This is a genomic window from Spirosoma aerophilum (assembly GCF_054782495.1).
Window position 1 is genome coordinate 1,269 of record NZ_BAAGSJ010000043.1, and the last position, 260, is coordinate 1,528.

Annotated in this window: 1 protein-coding gene; it reads left to right on the plus strand. The window is 48.5% G+C overall.

The window, feature by feature from the left end; all coding sequences use genetic code 11:
- Positions 1 to 106 (plus strand): ATP-binding protein (locus ACYVK4_RS32395; RefSeq protein WP_461131728.1); only part of this gene is annotated, 106 nt, incomplete at its 5' end.
- Between the last annotated feature and the right edge of the window lie 154 nt (positions 107 to 260).

Consider the following 260-nt stretch of genomic DNA (forward strand, 5'->3'; position numbering starts at 1 on the left):
TGGGCTGGCCATCTGCGAGAAGGTGGTCACCAATCATGGCGGGGCAATAACGGCCCGTAGCCAGCCTGGTCAGGGGGCCACGTTTACCATTTACCTACCAGCGTAGGCCAATCGGTTCGTCCGTGTTTTGTTGGTAAGCCGTTTGGGGACTTTTTTAGCAATACACGTTTGCTATAGAAAGTCCATTCTCAAATAACGCTCCAACTTGAAACGAGGAAACGTTCATAAATAGGCTGAATTTTATTGGTCCGTAATTGCAT